This window comes from Candidatus Peribacteria bacterium, from assembly GCA_023038255.1.
In the GTDB taxonomy this organism is placed as follows: Bacteria; Patescibacteriota; Gracilibacteria; order Peribacterales; family Peribacteraceae; genus CALREJ01.
The window spans coordinates 72055-93103 of the sequence record CP082927.1; the positions used below are offsets into that span (position 1 = coordinate 72055).

At 54.3% G+C, this 21049-nt stretch carries 20 protein-coding genes; 7 read left to right on the forward strand and 13 right to left on the reverse strand.

From position 1 onward, the window contains the following. Nucleotides 1-13: 13 nt before the first annotated feature. Both pyrF and K8942_00350 read right to left on the reverse strand, forming a co-directional pair. Nucleotides 14-844 carry an orotidine-5'-phosphate decarboxylase gene (gene pyrF / locus K8942_00345; GenBank protein UPA22651.1) on the reverse strand — a complete coding sequence of 277 codons (831 nt, stop codon included), beginning with the start codon at nucleotides 842-844 and terminating at the stop codon, nucleotides 14-16. Nucleotides 845-855: 11 nt separating this feature from the next. Beyond that, the gene (locus tag K8942_00350) at nucleotides 856-2352 is read right to left on the reverse strand and encodes a YifB family Mg chelatase-like AAA ATPase (protein UPA22652.1); all 1497 of its coding nucleotides are present in this window, start codon (nucleotides 2350-2352) and stop codon (nucleotides 856-858) included. Between the two features lie 99 nt (nucleotides 2353-2451). Here K8942_00350 and K8942_00355 point away from each other — a divergent pair, with 99 nt between their 5' ends. Further along, nucleotides 2452-2826 (forward strand): YraN family protein, encoded by a 375-nt coding sequence (locus K8942_00355; protein ID UPA22653.1) that lies wholly within the window; start codon nucleotides 2452-2454, stop codon nucleotides 2824-2826. On the opposite strand, the gene pgl is transcribed toward K8942_00355, so the two are convergent. The 6 genes from pgl to K8942_00385 form a co-directional block, all read right to left on the reverse strand. Further along, complete coding sequence (gene pgl / locus K8942_00360; protein ID UPA22654.1) at nucleotides 2813-3511, reverse strand: 6-phosphogluconolactonase; 699 nt, start codon at nucleotides 3509-3511, stop codon at nucleotides 2813-2815. The two genes, K8942_00355 and pgl, sit on opposite strands and share 14 nt — an antisense overlap. A 124-nt stretch (nucleotides 3512-3635) precedes the next feature. Beyond that, on the reverse strand, nucleotides 3636-4436 hold the full coding sequence (locus K8942_00365; GenBank protein UPA22655.1) for a glycosyltransferase family 2 protein: 801 nt from the start codon (nucleotides 4434-4436) through the stop codon (nucleotides 3636-3638). A gap of 117 nt (nucleotides 4437-4553) precedes the next feature. After that, nucleotides 4554-5102, reverse strand: a complete 549-nt coding sequence (locus tag K8942_00370; GenBank protein UPA22656.1) for a GNAT family N-acetyltransferase — start codon at nucleotides 5100-5102, stop codon at nucleotides 4554-4556. A 38-nt stretch (nucleotides 5103-5140) separates the two neighbouring features. Then, nucleotides 5141-6589, reverse strand: coding sequence for a glucose-6-phosphate dehydrogenase (zwf, locus tag K8942_00375; GenBank protein UPA22657.1), 1449 nt, complete (start codon nucleotides 6587-6589; stop codon nucleotides 5141-5143). Nucleotides 6590-6597: 8 nt separating this feature from the next. Then, nucleotides 6598-7452, reverse strand: a complete 855-nt coding sequence (locus K8942_00380) for a glycosyltransferase family 2 protein (protein UPA22658.1) — start codon at nucleotides 7450-7452, stop codon at nucleotides 6598-6600. Next, the gene (locus K8942_00385; protein UPA22659.1) at nucleotides 7449-8192 is read right to left on the reverse strand and encodes a hypothetical protein; all 744 of its coding nucleotides are present in this window, start codon (nucleotides 8190-8192) and stop codon (nucleotides 7449-7451) included. The genes K8942_00380 and K8942_00385 overlap by 4 nt, the downstream gene beginning before the upstream one ends. A gap of 97 nt (nucleotides 8193-8289) precedes the next feature. Here K8942_00385 and K8942_00390 point away from each other — a divergent pair, with 97 nt between their 5' ends. Then, on the forward strand, nucleotides 8290-9045 hold the full coding sequence (locus K8942_00390) for an acylneuraminate cytidylyltransferase family protein (protein UPA22660.1): 756 nt from the start codon (nucleotides 8290-8292) through the stop codon (nucleotides 9043-9045). Between the two features lie 9 nt (nucleotides 9046-9054). Here the strand turns inward: K8942_00390 and K8942_00395 are convergent, their stop codons facing one another. Both K8942_00395 and K8942_00400 read right to left on the reverse strand, forming a co-directional pair. Beyond that, entirely contained in the window at nucleotides 9055-10290 is a 1236-nt protein-coding gene (locus K8942_00395; GenBank protein ID UPA22661.1) for an N-acetyl sugar amidotransferase, read from the reverse strand. A 19-nt stretch (nucleotides 10291-10309) separates the two neighbouring features. After that, nucleotides 10310-11071, reverse strand: coding sequence for an imidazole glycerol phosphate synthase cyclase subunit (locus K8942_00400; GenBank protein UPA22662.1), 762 nt, complete (start codon nucleotides 11069-11071; stop codon nucleotides 10310-10312). A gap of 44 nt (nucleotides 11072-11115) precedes the next feature. Here K8942_00400 and neuB point away from each other — a divergent pair, with 44 nt between their 5' ends. The 5 genes from neuB (at nucleotide 11116) to hisH (ending at nucleotide 16738) form a co-directional block, all read left to right on the forward strand. After that, nucleotides 11116-12135 carry an N-acetylneuraminate synthase gene (gene neuB / locus K8942_00405; GenBank protein UPA22663.1) on the forward strand — a complete coding sequence of 340 codons (1020 nt, stop codon included), beginning with the start codon at nucleotides 11116-11118 and terminating at the stop codon, nucleotides 12133-12135. A 2-nt stretch (nucleotides 12136-12137) separates the two neighbouring features. Continuing rightward, the gene (gene neuC, locus K8942_00410; protein UPA22664.1) at nucleotides 12138-13259 is read left to right on the forward strand and encodes a UDP-N-acetylglucosamine 2-epimerase; all 1122 of its coding nucleotides are present in this window, start codon (nucleotides 12138-12140) and stop codon (nucleotides 13257-13259) included. Between the two features lie 558 nt (nucleotides 13260-13817). Beyond that, the gene (locus K8942_00415; GenBank protein ID UPA23133.1) at nucleotides 13818-15041 is read left to right on the forward strand and encodes a DegT/DnrJ/EryC1/StrS family aminotransferase; all 1224 of its coding nucleotides are present in this window, start codon (nucleotides 13818-13820) and stop codon (nucleotides 15039-15041) included. A 3-nt stretch (nucleotides 15042-15044) separates the two neighbouring features. Then, the gene (locus K8942_00420; GenBank protein UPA22665.1) at nucleotides 15045-16121 is read left to right on the forward strand and encodes a polysaccharide biosynthesis protein; all 1077 of its coding nucleotides are present in this window, start codon (nucleotides 15045-15047) and stop codon (nucleotides 16119-16121) included. Beyond that, entirely contained in the window at nucleotides 16118-16738 is a 621-nt protein-coding gene (gene hisH / locus K8942_00425) for an imidazole glycerol phosphate synthase subunit HisH (protein ID UPA22666.1), read from the forward strand. Before K8942_00420 ends, hisH begins: the two co-directional genes overlap by 4 nt. Here the strand turns inward: hisH and K8942_00430 are convergent. The 3 genes from K8942_00430 to K8942_00440 form a co-directional block, all read right to left on the reverse strand. After that, a complete protein-coding gene (locus K8942_00430) occupies nucleotides 16716-17300 on the reverse strand; it encodes an acyltransferase (GenBank protein ID UPA22667.1) in 585 nt (194 codons plus the stop codon). The genes hisH and K8942_00430 overlap by 23 nt on opposite strands. Nucleotides 17301-17653: 353 nt before the next feature. Beyond that, complete coding sequence (locus K8942_00435) at nucleotides 17654-19717, reverse strand: N-acetylmuramoyl-L-alanine amidase (protein ID UPA22668.1); 2064 nt, start codon at nucleotides 19715-19717, stop codon at nucleotides 17654-17656. 154 nt (nucleotides 19718-19871) lie between these two features. Next, entirely contained in the window at nucleotides 19872-20981 is a 1110-nt protein-coding gene (locus K8942_00440) for a glycosyltransferase family 4 protein (protein UPA22669.1), read from the reverse strand. Nucleotides 20982-21049: the final 68 nt, after the last annotated feature.

Here is a 21049-nt window from a genome sequence, read left to right on the forward strand (position 1 = left end):
TAGCTTTCATGCGTCACTTAAGCTCTGCAGCCATGGCCACAGCAGCCTTTCTCGCAGCTTCCTGCCAGTCTGATTTGTCTGAGGCATAGATAATGCTACGACCTGCATTCACCACGGCTCCTGTGCCATCTGGGAGGAATCCGTGCTTCACGTCGGCAGCTGTGCCGCCCTGTGCGCCGTAACCGGGAATGAGGAATGGGATGTGTGGCATGATTGTGCGCAGATATTTCATCTCTTCCGGATACGTGGCGCCGACAACCGCACCGACAAAACTCAAGTTTGTTTCCGGGCCGATGTGGTGCATTCCCCATCCTTCTGTGAGCTGTGCGACGTGTTCGTGCACCACTTCATCGCCAATCGGCAGATCCTGCAGATCTCCGGAGCTTTCATTGCTGGTCTTTACCAGCACGAAGATTCCCTTCTCATTCTGCACGCAGCGTTCAATAAACGGCAGAATGCCGTCAGAACCCAGGTATGGTGTGACGGTCAGTGCATCGACAGGGCTCCCGTTAAAAAGGTACGCATCGGCATACGCTTCGCAGGTGGACCCGATATCATTGCGCTTTCCGTCGGCAATCACGAGCAGGTTCTTTGATTTTGCATATTCGCATGTCTCCCAGAAAACCTTGATCCCCTCCCAGCCGAGCAGCTCGTAATACGCAAGCTGTGGCTTCACGCATGCGGCAATATCGAACGTCGCATCAATGATCCCTTTGTTAAATGCCAGCACGCCCGCAGCGTCGCGGCTGATACCGTCGGGAAGTTTTCCAAGCGACGGGTCCAGTCCGACACAGACCGGGGATTTGGCTTTGGCAGAGGCGGTGAGGAGATCAGTGAAATGCATTGCTCTGCATTCTATTCAAATCCCAGGTTTTGTCGATACTGAAGAGCTTCGGCAATATGAGCAGCTTCAATTGCATGGCATCCCGCCAAATCCGCGATGGTTCGGGCAACCTTGATGGTCCGGTGATACGTGCGCGCGGAGAGATTCAGGCGTTCGGCGGCCTGTTTCAGCAGGGTTTCCGATGCACTATCCATTGCGCAGAAATCACGGATCTCCCGGACACCCATTTCTTTGTTGGTGGAAATGGGAAGATGTTTGAAGCGGACTATCTGCCTCTCTCGCGCCCGGACCACACGATCAAGAATCATGCGGGACGTCTCCCCGGTTGTGCGGGGCTTTTGTCCGAGGTCTTCAATCGGCACAGGCTGCACATCAATCGTGAGATCCATGCGATCCAGAAACGGTGCACTGATACGTCGTTGCATGCGGCTTTTGCCGCCGGTTGCGTACTGTGGCGGGTTCATAGCGCCAATCAGGAGAACATCGGCGGGGAATGTCACAGATCCCTGTGCACGGGTGATCGTAATTTTGCGGTCCTCCAGGGGCTGACGGAGCACTTCCAGAACCTGCATCGGAAACTCCGCGAGTTCGTCCAGAAAGAGGACGCCCTTGTGTGCCAGGCTGATTTCTCCGGGCCCGGGAATCTGCCCACCACCCACAATGGAAATGCCGCTCGCGGTGTGGTGAATGAGACGGAAGGGCCGATGCATGATAAGCGGCTGGTCTGCAGGCAGGAGATTGGCGACAGAATAAATGCGTGTCACTTCCAGCGATTCCTCACGCGAGAGCGGCGGGAGAATGCCGCGCAGGGCCTGTGCCAGAAGTGTTTTCCCGGAACCCGGTGCGCCGCTCAGAAGAACATTGTGGCCGCCTGCCGCTGCAATCTCCAGCGCGCGCTTTGCGAGGTCCTGTCCGCGGATATCAGCAAAATCCACGAGAATAGAAGGGGCATTCTTTAACTCAGGTGCTTCAATAGGAGTCGGCTTTTTCGTGCCGCTGAGCACCGCAATCAGCTCAGGTAACGTCTTGGGTGCAATGACGTCTATACCCGGCACAAGCGCCGCTTCAGGGCCGTTCATAAAAGGAACAACCAGCGTTTTGATCCCCTTCTCTCTGCATGCAAGAGCGGCAGGCAAAACGCCGGACACATGTCGCAGTGTTCCATCCAGTGCGAGCTCGCCCAGGAACGCGGTATTGTTCGTCACATCATCAGGAAGTGTCACAAGTTCGTTCACCATCAGCAACCCGAGTGCAACGGCCAGGTCGTAGCGTGGGCCGACTTTGCGGACATCAGCGGGGGCCAGATTGATGACGATACTCTTGCCGGTCGGGAGTCTGTAGCCGCTCGCGCGCAGCGCCAGTCGCACGCGCGATTTACTTTCCTGCACCGCCGTATCCCCCAGCCCGACAATCGTGATCATGCCTTCGCCGGGCGTCGCGCCGATCTCCACGGTGATGCGTTCACTATGGAGTCCGATGTTTGCAAATGATGTGAGATTGGTAAGCATTCTCACACCATATCCATTTCAAAAAAGAGTGCGAGTAAAAGGTGTACGAAAGTACACTAATAGGTTGCGTGGAGCCCTGAGACATCACAGAATTTCAACATGCAAAACCCATCTCCAAAAGCACCTCATATGGAAGTCGGTCAGTCCGGTGAAGAGACGGCAACTCATCATCTTCGCTCCCTCGGCTTACGCATTACTGGCAGAAATATCCGCATTGGGAAAGATGAAATCGATATTGTCGCCTTCGATCCCATTGACCATGTCTATGTCTTTGCAGAAGTAAAAACACGGACGGCAATCAGTGATGACTTTCATCCAAACATCAACATTACATGGCGCAAACGGGGTTGCATGCGGCGTGCAGCACGACGATTTATGACGCAGTTTGAAGAAGAAATAGGCTGGAGACTCGACGTTGTCTGTGTGATGAACGGCAAAGTGGTGGATCACTTCATCGATGTCACCACAAAGTAATAGCCGCCACATCCGCCTCGTCTTCCTGGAATAACTCTTTCACCGGCCAGCGCGTCTCGTCTTCTGTGCTTGCAAGCATCTCAGTCCATGTGCGCTTTTTGTCGGCACCCGTCAGAAGGAAGACGGTAGAGTGTGCAGATGCAATGGGATTCAGTGTGAGGGTAATGCGATCGTGGATGACGAATCTGTCAGTGGTTGTGTGAATGACGATACGTGTCTCGTCCATCATGTGCGGCAGAAGCGGCGGGAAGAGTGAGGCAATGTGCCCGTCGTCTCCCATACCGAGAACCATGACATCCGTAAGGTTTTCCGCCCACAGAGCGTGCACCTGTCCCTCGTAATCCTGTACACATTCTTCAATAGGCAAAGAGGTATCCGGAAAGATCAGCTGGGCATCCGGAATCTGCGCATGCATCAACAATGTATCGCGAACGAGTCTTTGATTACTGTCCTGATGCGTAGCGGGCACATACCGCTCATCCACCAGATGAACAAAGACTTTTGACCAATCAATATCTTCCCGACCAAGTGCCGAGTAGACGGGGCGTGGTGTTGATCCTCCACTCAGTCCAATAATGCACTGACCGCGGTCAGCAATTGCGCGCTTCATGCGGTGGCTAATCCACTCCACAGCTTTCTGTGTGAAGTCGGAATCGGAGGTGGCGGGGAGGTGGGCGTAATGCATAACAGGGATGATACCGCAAAAGAGTGGAAAAATCGACGTATGCGCATACCGGGGAATGAGGATTATTTTTTTATGGGAAAATATTTTTTGGTAGCTTCAAGGGCTATAAGCCCTGTCATTTGTTTCAGATAGGGTCATGAACGATGCTGTTATCTTCTTTCGGGTTTGCAGCATAGAACAGGGCAATATCTTTCAGGCGCTCCCGTGTGGGGAGGGGGCCATTTTTTAGTTCGGCGTACAGCTGTTCCCAATGAAATCCATCGCAACACAGTCGCGTTTCATCTGCCTGGTAGCGTTCCCAGCTTTCTACAATTTTCCGGACAATTTGTGCCGGGTGGCGTACAGGAAAATGTGCGAGTGCAAGATGCGGAGACGGGTACATGAGAATGGGATCGTCGCCCTTTAACTGATGACTCCCTGTAGGAATATGATAGGCAGTATTCTGGTAGCGTCGTGGAATGAGAATTTTATGGAATTGTGGAGATTCCCGCTCCCGGCGGTTTTGGATGCGTGCAGTAGTGCACAATTCTCCGGCATTGTCATGGGGGGTCGGAACATAGGTGCGCCAGGGCAGAAGGGCGACATGGTCTGGAGAGAGTGTCGCAATGCTTTCCTGAATGGATCCAAGATCACTGAGGAGAAATTCATCAGCATCCAGCGGGAGAATCCAGTCAGGAAGTGCAGAATGAGGCAGATTGTGCATGACATCCGTCAGGGCTTTTCCTTGTCTGTGGACAGGGCTTTCATCATACCGAAGGTCGATAGGCAGTCCTTCTTCGGCAAGGCGTTGCAGAATAAGGGGGGTTTCATCCGTACTGGCATTATCAATAATCACCATTCGATCAATGATGTCTGCATGGTGTCGCACAAAGTCCTCGATAATATCAGCTTCATTCCGGACCCAGCTGATTGACAGTATAGACATATGTTAATAATAGCATCCATTTTTATGCAAACCACCCCACCCCCTCCCGCTTGATCGACTCCTCTGCCTCCTTCGCACCCTTCGATCCCGACAGAAGTGCCTGGACGCCGCTTTTCATCAAGGGAGCAAACGCTCCATGACATGTACCTCGTGCGATATGCCGTCAGGCGATGTGTCCGTGCCGGTCTGTATGACTGCAAACCCCGCTTTTTCATAAATATGAATAGCCGGAGCATTGCTGACCGCAACCACCAGATGCAACCGGTCAATCAGGTCTCTATAGTCTTTGCTCACATACTCAATAGTTGCCTTCGTTATTTCCTGCCCGTACTTCTTATTCCGGTGCTCGGGAAGAACATCCAGACCGTAATAGATTTTTCCGTCTCCGTATCTGTCTGCCAGTGTCACGGAACCAACAATCATATGCTGCTGCCGGTCGAGTGCCATAAGTTTGCGTCGTGATGTATTGCGTAATGCATGCACAACTGCATGGAAAAAATGGTCCTGATTTTCAATGGGGTGCCCGCCCGCTGTCTGCATTTCCTGTACTTCCTCTCTGGTGAGGAGTGCCAAACGGATGTTCTGTGTTTTATGAATGGTCTGGCCTTCTTTCAGTGTCCAGAGCATGTCTTCCTGCGCATCGGTAAACCTCCAGTGATCGGTCATACTGATATTGTATACTTTTATGTATTTTTGTCACCCTCTTAAAACCACGAAACCCCCTCCCGCTCAATCCACTCCTCTGCCTCCTTCGGACCCTTCGACCCTGCCGCATACTGCACCAAAGGCGTCTCTGATTTTGCGACGTGTGTCTGCAGTGGATCAATCAGTCTCCAGGCTGCGCGCACTTCGTCAAACGTGAGGAACCACTGCTGGCGGCCGTGGATGGTTTCGAGAAGCAGCAGCGCGTGTTCGGGAAGACAGTCGCCAAAGCAGACGAGCGGATCTTCCATAATCAGCGGGCGGAATTCGGGTTCCGGTCCTCCGACTTTTGTCTGGAGATAGAGTTTCATGCCCGCTTCTCCCTGCACAATAATATCGATGCGGTTTGGGCCACTTCCCTTTCCGACGGCATGCGGTTCCTGGAACTGAATAGAGATGCGCGTTTCTTTTTTGTCGAGACGCTTGCCGGATTTCAGGTAGAACGGCACCCCTTCCCAACGGGACATGCGCGTGAGGAGTTTGAGCGCGATAAACGTATTTGTGCGCGATGACGGATCAATCTCGTCTTCCTCGGTGTACCCCACAACGTGTTCCCGTCCGATTTTTCCTGCTTTGTATTGGCCGGCCAAAATCACGTCGTTCAGGTCAGATGCAGGAGGAAGGTAGAGTTGTTCGACGGCGTTCAGGCGGCTGTCGCGGAAGTGTGTTTCGTCTTCCCGCAGGCGCATGGTCAGGAGGCCCATCATCAGAACCAAGTGGCTCTGGAACATGTCGCGGAGCGTGCCTGTGTGCTCGAAGTAGCCGGCGCGCCCTTCCAGCCCGAGGCTTTCAGATGCGGAAATTTCGACATGGTGGATGATGGAATTTTTGAGGAGGCGTTCGAGAACAGGGTTGGCAAAGCGAAGATAGTAGATGTTCCGGAAGGCGTCTTTTCCGAGGTAATGGTCGAGTAGGAAAATCTGTTCCTCGGTCATGTTCTTTGTGAGCGCGCTCCGGATGTCCTCAAAGGTTTTTAAGTCATGCCCGATCGGCTTTTCGACAATGCAGCGGAAGGCGGTCTGCGGGTGCTTGGTCATGCCACTGATATTGAGCTGCTCCACAATGCTGCTGAAAGCGGTCGGCGGCACGGAGAGGTAGGCGATGCGCGAATGTTCGCCCCAACTGGCTTCGAGGGTATTCAGACGCGCGCCCAAAGCTTTGAAATCATCAGGAGAGTCGTAACTGCCGCGCTGATAATGCACGTGAGAGAGGAAGTTTTGCAGAATGTCCTCGTTTACCTCAATCATATCCGTGCGGATGGATTCATTGACCAGGGCGCGGAAGCCCTCCTCTGTCATTTCACTGCGCGCATACCCCACAATGGCAAAATTATCCGGCAGGCGCTTCTTGAGTGCGAGCACGTAGAGGGCAGGATAAATCTTCAGCTTTGCGAGGTTGCCGGAGGCACCGAAGAGAATGAAGCTGAAAGGATGGGGGGCGGAGAGGGTCATGTGAAGTTTTATTGTAGACCACTCTCCGCGCGGTCTGCCAGTGTCTTTACTGCGACATACGAACCGAGGGGGTCGTGTATGAGGTCTGGGGTCCTTGCTGCGGCATCGGCGGCATATTGCTCCGCGAGTGTCACAGCGTCATTGTGTGTGAATGTGGCCTGCCTGCCGGCAGCTTCGTACAGAATGCGCCATTGGAAACAGTCTCCTGCTTTTCCGTGCGGATTGTCCCGTTGCCGTGGCCAGGCGTGAATGGCTTTTTGCCGTGCCTGTTCGGCAGAACGGATGGGGAGGTGTGCAAGCCAGAGCGTATCCGAGGGGTCGGATGGGATATCGTGTCCGTGCAGCGCAACACTGTGCGACCCCTGACGAATGACGAGAGAGGATCTGTGGAAAGTGCGCGGAATGAGTACTTTGGAATACTGCGGCATCTCCTTACTGCGACGGTGGGACATGCGTTCCACAAGGGAGTCAGTGGGTGTTTTTGGAATGTACGTCCGCCACGGAAGAGCGGTAATGCGGTCTGCGGGCAGGGATTCCAGGGCCGTGCGCAAAGAAACCCCCTCTCTTGCACAAAGAAATTCATCACAGTCCAGCGGCACCAGCAGATCTGGTTGATGCAGCTCTATTGCACGGTGTGCCGCTTCCGTCAGAATGGATGATTGCTCGTAGGCTGCCACATCTGAATACTCAAGAGTAACCGGTAGCCCTTCCGCTCTGAGCTGCAGGGCGATCTGTTCTGTTTGGTCGATACTTTTGCCGTGCAGAATGAGAATCATTTCATCAATAAACCGCACATGATGCCGCACAAACAGTTCCAGAATGTCTGCCTCGTTGTAGACCATGGTGAGCGATACAATTTTCATGAACGTCTGAGGAAGCGGGCAAGGAATGAATCGTGAGGAACAAGCGGCGCGCGCGGCAGGCGTAGTGCACGGGGAATGCGCTGACCGTGGTGCATGTTGCAGTCGAGAATATCAATGCCCTGCCTCCGCATGTCAACAAATGCGTCCCACATCAGAAGTCTGCTTTTGGCGGAGAGGGCGAGGGCGTCTTCGGTTGTTTCGAATGCCGGTGTTTCGTAAAAATATCCCTGTGGACCTTTGTACGGACACCCCGCAATGCGTACAGGCTGATCCGGATTGAGGAGGGCCATGATGTTGATGGCATCTGTGAGTGACGAACCTCTGTGGACCATCGCCTCGTCGAAGGTGGTCGCAATGGTCTGGTGCGTATTTTCCCAGTGCCCACGATTGTAGAGGCGTACGGTTACTGTTGGCATTACACTCCGGATGGAGTGGATCAGTGCTTTCATATCATCCTCTCCTCCGTCCAGTGTTTCGGGGCAAAGAAAGAGTGTGTGCAGGCGCTCAAATAGTGCAGGGTCTTTTGCTGCAGCCGTCATTCTTTCCTGTAGAAGATCCCGGCAGAATGCATCATAACAATCACCGACAATCCAGACAGTCGGACGAAATCCGGCCAGTCTCCAGTGAGGCGGAAAGCCGTTCAGCACTGCAACGGACGGACTCTGGTCCAGACGGGTGCGTTCGCGCGCAGTCAGCTGCAGCAGATGCGGGGAATTGCCGAAGACGTAGGAGGTATGCATGAGACGGACGGAGTCAGAAGTGTAGTGCCTTCTACATCTCTATTGTACGGGACCTTGGACTATGGAACGATGCGTTTGTTCACTTTTCTTCCAGTGCATGCAGACACTTATTACCATTTGCGCCCGTGGGGGCTCTACAGGCATGACAGGGAAAAATATTCACCCGCTTCTGGGTGTGCCACTGCTTGTGCATTCCATCCGGCAGGCACAGGATTATGCGCGGTTGATTGATGCCGACATTGCCCTCTCGACAGACAGTCCCCTTATCTTGGGTATTGCGGCAGAGGCCGGTCTGCGGACGGACTACAAACGTCCTGCAGAACTGGCAACCGATAGCGCAGGAAAAATTGATACCATGCGGCATGTGCTTGCCTACGAAGAAGGACGCCGCGGGTGCATGTATGATTTTTTGCTGGATCTGGATGTCACCTCTCCGCTGCGGACAAAGCAGGATATTGAATCTGCGTTTGCGGCACTGGAGGCAGCGCCGGAGGCGCTCAATATTTTTTCTGTGAGTGTGTCCCGCAGAAATCCGTACTTCAACATGCTGGAGCGCCTGCCGTCTGGCTATGCTGCTGTCTGTAAACAACCGGATAACACAGTGTACGCCCGCCAGGATGCGCCCCCTGCTTTTGAGATGAATGCCGCGTGCTATCTGTTCCGGCGTGCGTTTTTTGAAGAGGGATGCAGGAGTTCTGTGTCCGATAAATCTCTGATGCTAGAAACGCCGCACATCTGTTTCGATATCGATACGCCGCAGGATTTTGCGTTCATGGAATTCCTTCTGCAGGAAGACCGTCTGGATTTTCCGTTGTGGATGATGAACACGCAGCGCGTGCCGGTCTCTGTGTAATATGCCGCGTCAGGAGACGTGATAGCGCAGTGTCCACTTCCCGCTTTCACGCGTCCAGAGATGCGGGTCGCGGAAGGAGTCGACTGTCGCATGGAATTCCTCTTCGGAGATGGAAATGTATTCCAGAAAATCTTTGAAGTATCGATTCGGAAATTCGCCGTCAAAACGCTGTACCAGTGAGACGCCTTCTGCGCGTGTAATGTCATGGTGCCGGATTTCCTGCGATGCATCGTGCGTTGCGCGTCCGTATCCGAATTTGATGTACGAGGTGTAGTAGAAAAAATCATCCGTCTTGTCGTCCAGACTGTTGTATTTGCTGTAGGTGCCCGGCGTCCGTTCGGGTGCGGCTTCAAATCCGCAGTGTTCGGAAGCGTAGTAGTATGCGCCCTGCGGATGCCATTGCAGATAGGCACCCAGATAATGAAACGCGACACCGGTTTTTTGGATCGCTTCCGGGTCTGCCGGAAAGTATGGTTCCAGCTGTCCGAGCGGAATGCCCTGCTCGACGTACGCAGCGACTGGCACGCCACCCAGATACAGTTCATCCAGATTTTCCCCATGCAGATACTGCAGGCGGTAGCCTTCATTCTGGCGGGGGTCTTCTGTGAATGTTTTCTGATCGATAGAAATATTGGCGCCGTATTCTCCGGGATTTTCTCCCATGAAAATAAGGGGGATGTCGTACTGCAGCGCTGTTTTTACGGCATGGATTTTCTGTCCGATGATGAAGGGTTGAAACGGGTGCAGCAGATGGAGAAATGCGTTCCGGGTGAGGAGCCTGTGCAGAGTGGGATTGGGTGTGAAGAGACTGTTGTCTGCGCCACAGGTGCGGTTCCAGCTCTGAAAATTTTTCCAGCCGATGTCGGTATAGATATGCGGTGCCCAGGTGACGGTCAGCGGGTGCATGCCGTATTTGTATTTGAGGACATGTGCCGCATAGCAGCTGTCTTTGCCGCCGCTTCCCGGAACAAGAACATCGTATCGGCCATCTGTTCTGCGGTGCCGGTCGAGAAGTTCACGGAGCTCGCGCTCGCGTTCCTTCCAGTCAATGCGTCCGTCAAATTTTGCCTCGCAAAAACGACAGGCAGCGCAGACGCCGTCTGCATCAAAATCAATATAGGTATGTCTATGGCGGGTGTGGTGTTTGTATTCGTTGGTGGAAGACGGACGGGTGTTGGGCATGACGCACTTTTTGCAGAAGACGACGTCCTGCGGCATGCCATACAGTGGAAGGGTGTCAGTCATTGGGAAAGGAGTGTGCCATTCATGCGTGCCCTGCGCCAGCAAACGCAGCGCCATTTAGCGCATCTCTGAGCGAACCGATCGTCCATGTTCCGTCATGCAGGACAGAGGCAATCGCCACCGCATCCGCTCCGCCGTGTACGGCATTCTGGAGAGAGTGTGCATCTGCAATGCCACCGGAAAGAATAACCGGAACAGTCGCAATTTCCTGCACTTGCTGCAGAAGATCCACATCGCATCCGGTACGCGTTCCATCGCGGTCGATGGCAGTCAGCAGGATTTCCCCGATTCCCAGCGTCTGCGCTTCGCGGATCCAGTCGAGTACGTTGCGGCCCGACTGTTCGCGGCCGGCATCGGTATAGGCGTCGTACGATCCTGCAGATCGCCTCTTCGCTTCCACTGAGAGGACGATGCACTGGCTCCCGAATTGGTCCGATGCCTCGCGCAGGAAAGAAGGATGGCGGATTGCGTAGGTATTGATCGCCACTTTGTCCGCACCCGCGTGGAGCAATGTTTCAATATGCGCCAAAGACGCAATACCACCTGCAACAGTCAGAGGAATTGTTATATCTTTTGCAATCGCCCGTACCAATGCATAGTCCGGATCGCGCTGGTACAGACTCGCCACCATATCGACCATCAGAATTTCGTCCGCTCCTTGTTTGTCGTATGTCTGTGCAAGCACGGAGGGGTCTCCTTGTATTCTGAATCCTTCCATGCGGATGCCTTTCACCGTGTGCGGGCTTTTGATATCCAGCCGGGCGATGAGGCGGGTTTTCTGCATAGATGGGAATTCCTATGATACCATGACACGCTACACTTCTTCTTATGGTGTTCCCTCTGCATCCACATCGTGCGTTTATCATTGCGGAAGCGGGAGTGAACCATGATGGAAACACGGAGCAGGCGCTCGCATTGATTGATGCTGCGGCAGAAGCCGGAGCAGACGCGGTCAAATTTCAGATGTTTGATGCGGACGAATTGGTAGCGGCCGGTGCACCGCTTGCTGCGTATCAGGAGCGGAGCGGAGAAAAAAATCAGCGCGACATGCTTGAGCGTCTGGCGCTCCCGCGTGAGGAGTATCGAATGCTGCAGACACATGCAGCGCAGAAAAAGATCGCTTTTATTGTCACACCGTTCGATGCGGACTCTGCACAATTTCTAGCAGGCATCGGTGTGGAAATGCTGAAAATCGGCTCCGGAGAAATCACGAATCTTCCGTTTCTGCGCGCGGTTGCCGCTCTGCACATTCCCACCATTCTTTCGACCGGTATGTCCTCCATGGAGGAGATCGCGGCAGCAGTGGAGCCCTTCCTGCAGACGAAAACACCGTATGCGCTCCTGCATTGTGTGAGCGCGTATCCTGCACCTGTAGAGCAGATTCACTTGCGCGCGATGCAGTCTATCCGTCAGCAATTTTCTGTTCCCGTGGGATACTCGGATCACACACTGGGCACGGAAGTGGCGCTGGCCGCAGTGGCACATGGCGCGGAGATTCTGGAAAAACATCTGACACTGGATGCAACTCTTCCGGGTCCGGACCATGCTGCCTCTCTGGAGCCCTCCGCATTTGCCTCCATGGTCCGTGGCATCCGGATGATTGAAGCGGCAGAAGGCTCCACAGAAAAAATCTGTCAGCCCTGCGAAGAGCCGACGCGCGCAGTCGTGCGTCGCAGTATTGTACTTGCCGTCGATGTGTCTGCGGGAGTGAAGCTCACAGAAGACATGCTCACGCTCAAACGTCCGGGCACCGGCATGGCACCACAGATGATGTCGCAGATTGTGGGAGCCCGTCTCGTACGCCCTGTGTCCGCGGGCACGCTTCTGACTCCCGATATGCTGCTCTGACCATGCGCCGTCTTTTTGTTCTGACCGGCACCCGTGCGGACTACGGTATCTATCGTCCGGTTCTCCGCCGGCTTCTGGCGTCAGACACCTGCTCCCCTGCGCTCATCGTGACAGGCATGCATCTGCATCCGGCGTTTGGACACACGGTGGATCGTATTCATGAGGATCACTTTCCTGTCATCGCCGACATCAACTCCCTCACAGACGACGACTCACCTGTTGGACAATCTGCATTCATCAGCCGGACGCTCTCCGAGTGTGCCGCACTCTTTCAGAAAGATCGTCCGGATATGCTGCTGGTGCTTGGCGATCGCGGAGAGCAACTGGCGGCTGCTATTGCGGCAGTGGAAGCGGGTATTCCCGTAGCCCATTTGCACGGAGGCGAGCAGAGCGGAGGGATCGATAATGCGGTGCGGCATGCCATCACGCAGCTTGCATCGTTGCATCTTGCGTCTACAGAAGAGCATGCCGCGCATATCCGGCGCATGATCGGGAGTGACCGGCATGTGCATGTGGTCGGCGCTCCGGCGCTGGATGTTATTGCTGCACTGGAGCCCGTCTCTAAAGAAGCGCTTTTTACGCAGATGGGTTTCGATCCTGCGCGTCCGCTTGCTCTCTTTGTGCAGCATCCCGATACGCTGAGTCCGCTTTCTCCGCAGGAACAACTGGAGCCCGGTCTGGAGGCGCTCGCACTGTTTCCGGGAAATAGTCTGGTGCTTGGTGCCAATGCAGATACGGGAGGCAGTGTTTTCAATGACATGCTCCGCTTGTTTGCAACACAGGCGCCTTACCGTCAGTTCCGGATGAATCTTCCGCACGAAACCTACCTGCAGTGGTTGCGGTATACGGACGTGCTGGTGGGGAATAGTAGTAGCGGGATTATTGAAGCCGCGTCGTTCCATGTGTCGGTTGTGAATATCGGCAGCCGGCAACAGGGGCGTACACGATCCGGCAATGTGCTCGATGTTCCTTACAATGCCTCATCCATTGTATCAGCTATAAACACCGCTTTGTACGACGACGCATTCCGTGCGCGTGTGCGGACGACTCAGAATGTCTATGGTGACGGTCAGAGTGCGCTTCGGATTGTCCGGATTCTTTCGGAGTTTCCTCTTGGTGCGTAGAGCGGGTATTCTTGCTCTTCCATGCAATCCATTGTTCTCTACGGCGCAGGCGGTCACGGCAAAGTTATTGCGGATATGATCGAAAAAAGCGGGCAGTATGCCATCGCGGGATTTCTGGATGACACACAGACAGGAAGCGTAGCCGGGTACCCGATTCTGGGAGGATTTGATGTTGTGTCCGGACTGATGGCACAGGGCATTCATGCTGTGGTGGTGAGTATCGGGAAGAATGCGGCGCGCGTACATCTCCAGGACCGGTTGATTGCCGCAGGGATGCAGCCGATGACCATTGTGCATCCGTCGGCGCAGATAGCCAGAGGGGCGGAGATCGGTGCGGGAACCGTTATTATGCCTGGCGCAGTGATCGGGCCGGATGTCCGGATCGGCAGTGCATGCATCATCAATACCAGTGCATCAGCAGATCATGACTGTGTCCTGGAAGATGGTATGCATCTTTCACCGGGTGTGCATCTTGCCGGAGGAGTCACGATCGATCGGGCAGCGCATATTGGAATCGGGAGTGTTGTGAAAGAAGGAGTGCACATCGGTCGTAATGTAATGGTCGGTGCGGGATCTGTCGTGCTTGCATCGCTCCCGGACGGGTGCACTGCGTATGGTGTTCCTGCAAAACCACGACTGGAAAAGCCTGTGCCGGAGGGCATTCCCCTGTCCCGCCCGGATATTTCTGAAGAAGATATTGCCGCAGTCGTGGAGGTGTTACGCGGGCCGCAGCTGTCACTGGGGCCACGCCTGCCTGCCTTTGAACAGAGTGTGGCAGCACAGGTGGGGGTGGCGCATGCGGTCGGGGTGAATAGCGGTACATCGGCGTTGCACTTGTGTATGCGCGCGCTCGATATTCAGGATGGAGATGAAGTGATCACCACGCCTTTCAGTTTTGTTGCATCTGCAAACTGCATGTTGTTTGAGCGGGCGGTGCCGCGGTTTGTAGATGTACTCCCGGATACTCTCTGCATCAATCCCACACTGGTCGAAGCGGCCATCACTCCCCGCACAAAAGCCATTCTTGCCGTCGATATTTTCGGGTATCTGTGTGACTGGAGTGCGCTGCGCGCTATTGCCGACCGTCACGGACTCGCACTCATTGAAGACAGCTGCGAAGCCATCGGGTCATCCAAAGAAGGCAGGCAGGCAGGATCGTTTGCCGACTGCGCCGTCTTTGGTTTTTACCCAAACAAGCAGATCACCACAGGAGAGGGCGGGATGCTCGTGACCAATAACGAACGTATTGCACACGTCGCCCGTTCGCTCGCAAACCAGGGCAGGGCGCCGGGCGATACAGCTCTCCTCCACGAAACCCTCGGGTACAATTACCGCCTCAGCGATATTCAGTGCGCACTCGGCATCAGCCAGCTTGCGCGCCTGCCGGAATTTATGCATCGCCGTGCAGAGGTGGCCGCATGGTATGAAGAATGCCTGTCGCCGCTCCGGCACCATCTGCATGTGCCGCCTGTGCAGGAGGGGGTAGACATCAGTCGCTTTGTGTATGTCGTGCGACTGGCAGATACGTACTCCTCTGCGGATCGCGACAGACTCCTCAGTCTTCTGCGGGAGCAGCACATCGGGTGCAGCAATTACTTCCCGTGTATTCATCTTCAGCCGCTCTACCGCGAACGTTTTGGGTATAGCGAGGGCATGTTCCCGGTGGCCGAAGCGGCCTCTGCCCGGACGCTGGCACTGCCGTTTTTTCCTGGTCTTTCAAAGGAGGACGTCGCTACAGTGTGCACAGCACTGGATGCAGCTATTCGCTCTCTGCACGCATAACCTATGGATTCGTACTTCTCCCAAAAAACCGTCCTCATTACGGGCGCGACCGGCTCCATTGGTTCTGAGATTCTCCGGAGTCTCCTGCCGCACCATCCGCGTTCTATCCGCGTTTTTTCGCGCGATGAACATAAGCAGCTGCTTCTGAAACAGGAGATGGCAGGAAGGGCGGAGGTGGAATATGTCCTTGGGGATGTGCGCAATCTGGACAGTCTGCAGCGTGCCATGGAAGGCGTGGACATTGTGTTCCACTGTGCCGCATACAAGCATATTTCTTTTTGTGAGGCCAATGTGCTCGAGGCGGTGCAGGCCAATATTCTGGGCACGCAGAATGTGATTGATGCCGCTGTCAGGGCGGGAGTCCAAAAAGTACTGTTCATCAGCACCGACAAAGCGGCAGCGCCGCAGAGTGCAATGGGCGCGACCAAGTTTTTGGCTGAACGTCTGATAGGCAGCGCGGGCTATAGCCCGCTCCACAGAACCCTCTGTGCCTCTGTCCGCTTTGGCAATATGTTCCAGTCGCGCGGCTCCGTGGTCCCGCTCCTTTCAGATCAGATGGCGCGCGGCGTTCCGCTCACCATTTCTGATCCGGCCATGACGCGCTTCACGCTTCCTATTCCCGATGCCGTCGAACGCGTGCTGCAGGCAGTGAAGGAAATGCAGGGTGGTGAAGTCTTTATTTTAAAAATGCCCGTCATGCTCCTCGGAGATCTGGTCGATGTCCTTATTGAAGAACGTGCGCCCCTCCTTGGCAAACGACCAGCAGACATCCAGCGCGTCATCACCGGTCCGACGTGGGGTGAGAGACTCCACGAGACACTCATGACGGAAGATGAAGCACGTTTTGCATCGGAAACCGACACGATGTTTATAGTGCGTACGCCCTCGGTCCGCACACTGCCGTCGTCATTCGGTATTCCTCTCAGGCCGGATGCCATTCGTCAATATTCGTCCGCTGAGGGGCCTTTCCTGTCGCGCGAGGAGATTCGCTCACTCCTTCGCAATACACCTGTCTCACGCCCTTCCTACGCTATGTCAGAGGGTCAGGGCATCGCCTCGCGTCGCACGCTACCGGTATGATGCTCGTTCTGGATTATGGCATGGGCAATATCGGTTCGGTGGGAAATGCTTTGCAGCGCATCGGAATTCCCTTCGTTTTTTCTGCAGACCCTGCTGCTATTGCAGAGGCCGATCATCTTATTCTGGCAGGTGTGGGAGCATTTGATCACGGGATGACGCAATTACAGTCCCGCGGCCTTATTCCGCTGCTGGAACAGAAGGTACGGGCTCAGGGCACGCCGCTTCTGGGGCTGTGCCTGGGTGCGCAGTTACTGACGCGCGGGAGTGAGGAAGGAACGTTGCCCGGGCTCGGGTGGATTCCTGCAGATACCATTCGTTTTGCACCGGATGTATGCGTGGAGGGGAAGATCAGAAAAATTCCGCATATGGGGTGGAACACCCTGAAGCACACGCAGGCACATCCGCTTCTGGAAGGAATCAGCCAGGACGATCCCTTCTATTTCATGCATTCGTATCACCTCTCCTCCGTACCCGCGGAGCTGGTGCTGGCGACAACGGAGTACGGAGAAGCATTCCCATCCGTGGTTGCATCGAACACTATCGCGGGCATTCAGTGTCATCCGGAAAAAAGCCGGGAAGCCGGTCTGCGGTTTCTCAGGAATTTTGCAGCGTGGTGATGCGCTCAAGCTCTGCTTCCGATGCGACTGCATCGATGTACCCGTCTTTCGTGCCGATCACCTGTGCCGGTACGCCCCCGACCACCGTGTCCGGAGGCACATCTTTGGTCACGACACTGTTGGCGCCAATAATACTGTTGGAACCGATGCGTATACCCGGGCCGATATACACATGATTCCCAATCCACACAAAATCCCCGATCACAATATCTTTCGATTCCGGAGGGAGATCTCTGGCCTTCTCAAAGTGCGGAACGCGCGGGAAGGTGGTAGTCCGGATATGCACGTTGTGCCCGATAGCACACCCTTTTCCGACCGTGATGCTCGCTGTTGCCGGGTGAGAAGATACAAAACAGTCTTTGCCCAGGTACGTGTTTTCTCCGATATGAATAGCGCCATCTCCATAAAACCACGTTTGATCATTCCAGCGGACACTGTCGTGAATGTCGTACTGCCCCAGAAAAGAGTCGCGCTGCACGTCTGCATGCGCGCGCTGAAGATACGCATAGATTTGAGCGGCGGTTTTCTGCAGCAAGCCGGTGAATCCTGACCTTTTTTGCATGGTAAGGACCATACAAGAGAGCTGCGAAAGGAGACAAGCAGAGGAAAAAGTCCGTGATTTTCCGGAAAAAATGTAACAAAAAACGTTGCAAAGCCGTTAAAGGGGTTATAATGAGAAACCTTTTCTATTCTTTCTTCCGTCAGGACACGTGAAAACCTCCGCCTCCGCCATCGGCACGCCCGTCTTGATCGCCCTGCTGATCGTCAGTCTGGTGAGTCTTGGTGCGCGGCTGTACAGGGATCAGGGAGTGTCGGCATCGGTCCAGGCTGAAGCGACGAAATAGGTAATTGGTTATGGGTTATTGGTAATTGGGATATGAATCAAAAAAGCCACCCCAATAACCAATTACCAATTCACCAATAACTCACAGTCGTCCCCGGATAATAATACTGCAAAATCTCTTCTCCCGTCTTTCCCTCTTTTGCCTGCCCCTTGGCGCCGCATCCTGACATGCCGACGCCGTGGCCGGCGAGCGGGAGGCCTTTGCACCATGGATCCTCTTTTGCACTGAAAATCTCCGCAAAGGGGAAGTTCTTCCAGCCGGCTTCCGCGGGCGTGCGCGTTATGCCCGTATCGGAACTGAAGTAGGGTGGCTTGATAATCTTGCCATCTTTTTTCAGGATGCCTGTTGCGGTGGACACCACAGACTGGACCCAGCGCGGATTTTTGGCTTCAAAGGTTTTGCCCACGTATTTCTGGAAATTTGCCGGACTATCGGACCCGTCATACGGAGCGCCGGGGAATTTTCTGTTTTCCGGCAGCGTGTACCAGCTCGCGTACGTGCGGGCGGCAATCGCGAATGCGCGCTGTTTTTCGTACGGCTCGGTATCCGGTTCTTCCGCCAGTCCCATCATGTAGTCCTCCAGTCCTACTGTATTAATCAGCACGGCTTTGCCGTTATATGTCGTACATGTCACCGTTCCGCGGTACAGATCACTGAGTGTTGCAAGTGGGGCATTGTCACAGGATGACAGGTCTTTATCGCGGGATTCGAGGCGGATCTTTATTTGTTGCTGGTTGCTGGTTGCTGGTTCTTGGTTGGCACGTCGTTGCGTCATTGATGATGATCGTGACGATGATGCCGAAGAGCGAGCAGGGGTTGGTCTGCCGGGAAGCACTTTGGTTGTTTGCACAGGGCTTGTAGTGCGGCGCGCCTGTGCGAGCTGTGTGGCGCGTCCTCCGACTCTGGTGGAGAGGCGCGCAGCGGTGCGGATTTTCCGCTGCAATCTGGCGACACGACTCGGGGTCTGACCAAGTGCATCTTCCGATGTTTCTTCCGGTGGTGTGCCCGGATCTGTTACAACAGGAACAACGGGCAGCGGATTTTTGAGTGGCAGCAATGTGACAGAGCCATCAATATTCCCGGACCGCACGTTTTCCCGGATCTGATCAAGAACGCCGTACACGTAATAGCCCGGACAATCCGTCTGCAGGAGATCGCGGTGGCCGACGATCGGCTCCATTTTCTTGCCGTGGTAGGTTACGGTTTTACTGACATCAATATCGTAGGTGGATGCAAGATCCTGCAGCAGCCACTGGAGGCTTTTGATTTGCGCCTGCTCCGGTTGTTCCACTTCAAAGTTTCCAAGCAGTGCAATACCGATGGTGCCGACGTTGTTGCAGTATGCGTGTCCCGCGACGACGAGCGGGCCGCCGGATTTACCTTCAAAAATATTGCCGTCTTCATCAACAATATAGTGATACCCGATATCGCCCCAGCCACGATTCTGGCTGTGGTACTCGTACAGCGCACGCATGCGTTCCACGCCGCTGCGCTTGTCGCCTGTGACCTGAATAGCAGTGTGGTGTACGGTCAGGAGTTTTATTTTTTTGCTGTAGCTTCGTGTCCATCGCAGTGTCTTGCCGTTTTCTTTGGTGACAGGATTTGTGGTCTTGAATTCGTCCGGCCAGTTTGTCTGGGCTTCTTTGCAGTCCGTTTCGCGCTGTGACGGCGTGCCGCCGGTGACAGGGGCGTCCTGTGCAACGTCATTTGTTCCTGCAAATAAACCGTCTGTGTAGAGCAGGGTGTTATCTGCACCCCAGTCGCTGCGGCTGAGGATGTGCGGAGCCCTGACTGCTGCGGTGGAGGCTACTTTGTAACTGAGAGGTGCATCTGAAATGCGGATAGGATGGACAGCGGGAGCCGGCACGTCGCCGCGGAATTCAATGTCGGATACGGGCTCATCAAAAAGCACCAAATCACTTTCCCGAAGGGATGGGTCTTGCTCATTGTTTATTGTCAGCGTCTGCCAGTCTGTCCATTTCCCATTCTGCAATCCACGCACATACGCAGGATTCTCACTCTGCATTTCTATACTTACCGCATCAATCGGTTGCTGGAAATGCACTGGTTGCGATGCCGGGGTGGCACCACTGAAAAACGGGACGAGAGAAACAGCAAGACAGGTGAGGCACATGGACTGAGGGTAACATGAACGTTCGATGATGACACAGAAAAAGTTGGGTAATATTGTATGGTGATGATTCTGAATAAAAATTCGAAATACTAAACTCTCGTAAAAGATGACTGTTTATTTTCTCCCGGATTTCGAGTTTAGAATTTAGAATTTCCTATGAAAGCGCGCTTTCATAGGCATCAATCATGCGCTTCAGAGAAAACTCGCGCTCCGCTGTTTTCTGCCCCGCTGCCCCGATTGCATCTCTCAACGTCTGCTTCTGCATCTGTTCAATGGCTTCTCTCAGGGCTGATCCTGAATCTGCCGGGATGACAATCGCGTCTGTCCCATTTGTCAGATAGCTCGCGATACCACACTGATCGGTCACAATCACCGGAATGCCCAGCATCATTGCTTCTGCAGCGGCAAGGCCGAATGGATCGTGATCGCGCGACGGAAGGACGAGGACATCTATGCGCCGGTAGACATCGGTGACCTGTTCTACAAACGGCGTAAACGTAACCATATCCGCGGTATTCGACATGCGAGTGAGCATTTTTAACTTCTCCGCCTCGCGGCCCTCCCCCACAATCTCCAGATGTACACCTGCCAGACTGGCAACTGCTTCAACGAGAAGGTCGACGCCCTTCTCTGGCGACAGGCGTGCAACACATCCGATCCGCAGATCACCGTTAACCGGCTTTTCTTTGGATAGGGCGCCGGCAAGGCGCGTGACATCAACGCCGTTCGGAATGACAAGGAGATCATCTTCATGCCAGCCGAGCTTCCGGTAGATTCTGTGACTGAGTTCCGAGACAACAATGGTTGTTGCCTTCCGGCTCTGACGGATGAGAGTCGGGAGCCAGGGGTTTTTTCGGAGCCAGTTTCCCACTCTGTCGTGTTCAATCCATATAGCCCGTGCTCCGAGGTCCGTGACAATATCGGTGAGCAGTAACTTTCCAGTCAGGCTGAGCATCACCACCACGTCAAAACCCGCGCTGTCTGTAAAAAATGCTCCCATCAACTTTTTAAGTGACTGGCGCATATGCCGCTTTCTCCAGAAAAAACTGATGGCATGCCATTTCGTGACCGGAGGCGGCCCGATGTACCACTCGACGGTCGGAATGCCCATCTCTCTGCAAAGACTGAGGAGAGCCGGACAGCTGCCCGTAAAAGCCACCTCGTGTCCACGCTCGATCAGTCCTTTCATCAAACTGACAGTCTGCAATTCCGCGCCGCCTTTGATGGCGCTCTCCAATGGGAAACGGGTGAACAGAATTTTCATGAGTTCTGATGAACGAAGAATGGGCAGGGAGAATACCACTTTCTATCCAATGCAGTCTTTCGATCCTG